Source organism: Herminiimonas sp., from assembly GCF_030645555.1.
Lineage (GTDB): Bacteria > Pseudomonadota > Gammaproteobacteria > Burkholderiales > Burkholderiaceae_D > Oxalicibacterium.
Genome location: NZ_JAUSME010000080.1, coordinates 1 through 5,009, shown reverse-complemented (window position 1 = coordinate 5,009; position 5,009 = coordinate 1). Strand labels below are relative to the sequence as shown.

Sequence of the window (5,009 nt, the reverse complement as noted above, 5' to 3'; positions counted from 1 at the left end):
CCGTTTGCGCCTGCGCAATCCATGGCGCGGGCAAAGTGCAAGCCAGCAAGGCAAACTGCAGATACGTTTTGCGTAACAGCAGGCGGTTTTTGTGAACGAGCGAGTCACGTGAAAATAAGGTCATCAAAATTTCTTTTAAATTATTGTTATGGAAAGGTAAGGCTGCACACTTTGATGATGCAAGAAAGGTAACGCACATACTGCTGCTACGAAATTTTGCACGAATTTGGCGAAGTCATCTGTACGGTAAGGAACAGACAGACGCATGAGCATCCATGACAGAATAAAAAAACGCCCTGTAAAACAGGGCGTTTTTTCATACTTTAGCTATCCGGCTGCAAGCAAATCTCAGAATGGAATGTCGTCATCCATATCGTTGAAATTGGACGCTGCCGGTTTGGCTGCAGGACGTGCTGCGCTGCTGGCGCCAGCCGAACTCTGGCGCGGTGCAGGTGCATTGTTGCTACTGTAATCATCATCCATGGAGGCGCTACCGCCACCTGCGCCAGGACGACCGCCCAGCATTTGCATCGTGTCAGCAATAATTTCTGTCGTAAAGCGTTCGACGCCATCCTTGTCTGTCCATTTGCGCGTTTGCAAACGGCCTTCGATATAAACGGACGAACCTTTTTTCAGGTATTGACCGGCGATTTCAGCCAGCTTGCGATAAAAGGTGATGCGATGCCATTCGGTGATTTCTTTTTTGTCGCCGCTGGTTTTGTCCTTCCAGCTTTCCGTCGTGGCCACGGCCACATTGGTGACGGCTTCGCCGTTAGGCATATAACGTGTTTCAGGATCGCGCCCGAGATTGCCGACGATGATGACTTTATTGACTGATGCCATTGATTTTTCTCCGATTAAACGAGTGCTGCCTGAACACTGCTGCGGCGCGGTAGGTTTTGCATGTTGGCAGCAATTATAAGCCACACAACGGTGAGTCCGGCGCCCAGTATGAATACCGATGCGCCGCCGAAATGCTGCGTCAGCCAGCCGCCCAGCACACCGCCGCAAAACAGGCCCAGCGCCTGCAAGGTGTTGTAGACGCCCAGCGCCACGCCCTTGCCGGCTGGCGGCGCGATGCGCGACACCAGCGAAGGCTGGCTAGCTTCCAGAATATTGAATGCGATAAAGAATGCCAGCAGCAGCGCCAGCAGCCATATCCAGCTTGCCTGCGCCTGTGCAAACAGTACGCCCATGCCGATTTGCACAAATAATAACAAGACAATCGCGGCAATGAAAACCTGTTTCGACTTGCCATGCTTTTCAGCGATAAATATCGGCGGCAGCATCAGCACAAATGAAAGCAGCACTACCGGCAGATAGATTTTCCAATGCTCGGCCAGCGGCAGATGGCCAGACTGGATCAGCGCCGACGGCACCACGACGAACATCGCCATCTGCGTCAAGTGCAGCGCAAAGACGCCGTAATTCAAGCGCATCAATTCGCCATTGGCCAGCACTTCACGTATCGTCACGCGTCCCGGCGGCAGCGGCGGCGCAACTGGCACCAGATAGATGACCACCAGGATAGCCAGTACTGACAGGCTGCCCGTCAATGCAAAGATGCCGCCCATGCCTATCGCCTGATACAGCAAGGGGGCGGCAACCAGCGAACCGGCAAACGTGAGGCCGATAGAGCCGCCCACCATCGCCATCGCCTTGGTGCGGTGCTCTTCCCTGGTTGAATCGGCGATGAATGCAGTGACCGCGGCTGAAATGGCGCCGGCCCCTTGCACTGCCCGGCCTATGATGACCCAGACGATGTCGTCGGCGGCTGCGGCAATGAAAGAGCCGAGCGCAAACAGGACCAAGCCTATGATGATCACGCGCTTGCGGCCATATTTATCCGACGCAATGCCAAACGGGATTTGCCCGAACGACTGCGTCAAACCGTAAATGCCCATAGCCAGCCCGACCAGCGTCGCGTTATTGCCTCCCGGCAGGGATTTCGCGTGGACCGAAAAGACCGGCAGGATCAGAAACAGGCCCAGCATGCGCAATGCAAAAATCGACGCGAGCGAAGTACTGGCGCGGATTTCAGTGCGGGTCATGCCGGTGCCGGCGTCTATCGATGGAGTAGATGACATGAAAGAGATGGAAATAGAACAATAAGCGGTTTTACGACACGCTTTAAAACCCGCTATAGTAGCAGGTTGACCCGTTTTAACCCGCTCCAAACCTTCAAAAAAGGCCAGGGGCACCGGAAAAGCCTAGCTGAAAGAGTGAATGGACGAAATTCGTATCCGAGGTGCGCGCACGCACAACCTCAAAAACATCAATCTGGATTTGCCACGCAATAAACTGATCGTGATCACCGGCCTGTCCGGCTCCGGCAAGTCGTCCCTGGCCTTCGACACGCTGTATGCGGAAGGCCAGCGCCGCTACGTCGAATCACTGTCGTCGTATGCGCGCCAGTTCCTGCAGTTGATGGAAAAACCGGATGTCGATTTGATCGAAGGTTTGTCGCCGGCGATTTCCATCGAGCAAAAAGCCACCTCGCACAATCCGCGCTCGACTGTCGGCACCGTCACCGAGATCCACGATTACCTGCGCCTGCTGTACGCGCGCGTCGGCACCCCGTATTGCCCCGACCATCCGGAAAATCCGCTGGCGGCACAATCCGTATCGCAAATGGTCGATGCAGTGCTGGCCATGCCGGAAGACACCAAGCTGATGATCATGGCGCCGGTCGTCGCCAATCGCAAAGGCGAACACGTCGATCTGTTCGAACAGATGCAGGCGCAGGGCTTCGTGCGCTTTCGCGTGCAGAGCGGCACTGCGGCGGCAAAAACCTATGATGTCGATGATTTGCCTACGCTGAAGAAAGCGGAGAAACACACGATAGACGTCGTCATCGACCGCATCAAGGTCAAGGCCGACATCAAGCAACGCCTGGCGGAAAGTTTCGAAACCGCGCTGCGCCTGGCCGATGGCCGTGCGCTGGTGCTGGAAATGGATAGCGGCTTCGAACACGTTTATTCGAACAAGTTTGCCTGCCCGGTCTGTGGCTACTCGCTGCAGGAACTCGAGCCGCGCCTGTTCTCGTTCAACAACCCGATGGGCGCGTGCCCGGAATGCGACGGCCTGGGTCATATCGAATTCTTCGATCCTAAGCGCATCGTCGCCTTCCCCAATCTGTCGCTCGCCAGCGGCGCGGTCAAGGGCTGGGACAGGCGCAATCAGTTTTACTTCCAGATGCTGTCGAACCTGGCGGAATTCTACAATTTCGATATCGACGTGCCGTTTGAAAAACTGCCGGAAGTTGCACAACAAGCCGTGCTGTTCGGCTCCGGCAAACAGAAAATTCCGTTCACCTACGTCAATGAACAAGGCCGCACCGTCATCCGCGAACATGAATTCGAAGGCGTGGTCAACAATCTGCAGCGCCGTTATCGCGAAACCGATTCGATGGCGGTGAAGGAAGAGTTGGCGAAGTTCATCAATGAAAAGGAATGCCCAAGCTGCCACGGTGCACGCCTGCGCGTCGAAGCACGCAACGTGCTGGTGGGCAATGGCGACCAGAAGCGCGCGATTTATGAAGTTGCAGCCACGCCCTTGCGCCAGACACTGGAATTTTTCGAAACCCTGACCCTGACCGGCGCGAAGAAGGAAATCGCCGATCGCATCGTCAAGGAAATCGTCTCGCGCCTGAAATTCCTCAACAACGTCGGCCTCGATTACCTGTCGCTGGAACGCAGCGCCGACACCTTGTCGGGCGGCGAAGCACAGCGCATACGCCTGGCCTCGCAAATCGGCTCCGGCCTGACCGGCGTCATGTATGTGCTCGATGAGCCATCTATCGGCTTGCACCAGCGCGACAATGATCGCCTGATCACCACACTCAAGCATTTGCGCGATATCGGCAACAGCGTGTTGGTGGTCGAGCATGATGAAGATGCGATCCGCTGCGCCGACTATATCGTCGACATGGGCATAGGCGCAGGCGTGCACGGCGGCGAAGTGATCGCCGAAGGCACGCTCAAAGACATCCTCAAAAGCAAGACATCGCTGACTGCGCAATACCTGAACGGCACGATGGGCATAGGCGTGCCGAAAAAACGCACACCATCCAATCCGAAAAAGCAGTTCGTCATCACCGGCGCCACCGGCAACAACCTGAAAAACGTGACACTGGAACTGCCGGTCGGCTTGCTGACCTGCGTCACCGGCGTCTCCGGCTCGGGTAAATCGACGCTGGTCAACGACACGCTGTATCACGCCGCCTCGCGCCACCTGTACGGCTCGCAAGCCGAACCGGCTGCGCATGATGCAATCAGCGGCTTCGAACATTTCGACAAAGTCATTTCCGTCGATCAGGCGCCTATCGGCCGTACGCCGCGCTCGAACCCTGCCACCTACACCGGCTTGTTCACACCGATACGCGATCTGTTCGCGACGGTACCGACCTCGAAGGAACGCGGTTATTCAGCCGGGCGTTTTTCATTCAACGTCAAGGGTGGCCGTTGCGAAGCGTGTCAGGGCGATGGCGTGATCAAGGTCGAGATGCACTTCCTGCCGGATGTGTATGTACCCTGCGATGTCTGTCACGGCAACCGCTACAACCGCGAAACGCTGGAGATACAGTACAAGGGCAAGAGCATCACTGAAGTACTCGGCATGACAGTGGAAGAAGCGCATGTGTTCTTCAAGCCGGTGCCGGTGATTGCACGCAAACTGCAAACGCTGCTGGATGTCGGCCTCGGCTATATCCGCCTCGGGCAGAGCGCCACCACGCTCTCGGGCGGCGAAGCGCAGCGCGTCAAGCTGTCGCTGGAATTGTCGAAACGCGATACCGGTCGCACGCTGTATATCCTCGATGAGCCGACCACCGGCCTGCACTTCCATGACATAGACTTGCTGCTGAAAGTCATACATCGCTTGCGCGACAAGGTCGGCACCGGCTCGAACAACTTCAGCGCGTCTTCAACCGTCATTTCCAGCACGTCGCGGATGCTGTAGCCCTTGTAGAGGATCTCCAGCGTCTCGCGGTTGTAGCGCTTGCCCGCGCA

The 5,009-nt window shown here is 56.4% G+C and carries 2 protein-coding genes and 1 pseudogene; 1 reads left to right on the top strand and 2 read right to left on the bottom strand.

Translation table 11 applies throughout. The features are described from left to right. Window positions 1–348: 348 nt before the first annotated feature. Window positions 349–843, bottom strand: a complete 495-nt coding sequence (gene ssb, locus Q7T06_RS03150; protein ID WP_304780010.1) for a single-stranded DNA-binding protein — start codon at window positions 841–843, stop codon at window positions 349–351. Window positions 844–857: 14 nt separating this feature from the next. Next, window positions 858–2,051: an MFS transporter gene (locus Q7T06_RS03145; protein WP_304780015.1), complete on the bottom strand. Its 1,194-nt coding sequence runs from the start codon at window positions 2,049–2,051 to the stop codon at window positions 858–860. A 175-nt stretch (window positions 2,052–2,226) separates the two neighbouring features. Here Q7T06_RS03145 and uvrA point away from each other — a divergent pair. Beyond that, window positions 2,227–4,899, top strand: a pseudogene (gene uvrA, locus Q7T06_RS03140) (excinuclease ABC subunit UvrA); the annotation flags it as partial. Window positions 4,900–5,009: the final 110 nt, after the last annotated feature.

Excerpts from the sequence above, each read along its gene's own strand:
- ssb (WP_304780010.1), bottom strand. The coding sequence starts at position 843 with ATGGCATCAGTCAATAAAGTCATCATCGTCGGCAATCTCGGGCGCGAT.
- Q7T06_RS03145 (WP_304780015.1), bottom strand. The coding sequence starts at position 2,051 with ATGACCCGCACTGAAATCCGCGCCAGTACTTCGCTCGCGTCGATTTTT.